The sequence below is a fragment of the Leptolyngbya sp. CCY15150 genome, assembly GCF_016888135.1.
Lineage (GTDB): Bacteria > Cyanobacteriota > Cyanobacteriia > RECH01 > RECH01 > RECH01.
Genome location: NZ_JACSWB010000056.1, coordinates 1 through 214, shown reverse-complemented (window position 1 = coordinate 214; position 214 = coordinate 1). Strand labels below are relative to the sequence as shown.

Annotated in this window: 1 protein-coding gene; it reads left to right on the top strand. The window is 56.5% G+C overall.

The genetic code is table 11. The annotated features are described in order from the left end of the window. Positions 1-214, top strand: a 214-nt coding sequence (locus JUJ53_RS00255) for a hypothetical protein (protein ID WP_204150000.1), incomplete at both ends; no start/stop codon positions are given.

Here is a 214-nt window from a genome sequence, read left to right as displayed (position 1 = left end):
ACGGCGGCGATATCACCATCTTTACTTCTACTCTGGAAGTGTTTAATGGGGCTCGGCTGCAAGCCAGTACCCTGGGGGAAGGCAATGCAGGCAGTATTTTCATTGAGGCGGGCGATAGCGCCACCTTTTCCGGTACCTCTGAGGATGGTCAACTTCGCAGTGTTGCCGCGAGCACAGTTGAGGGCGACGCGGTAGGAGACGGTGGCGATATCAC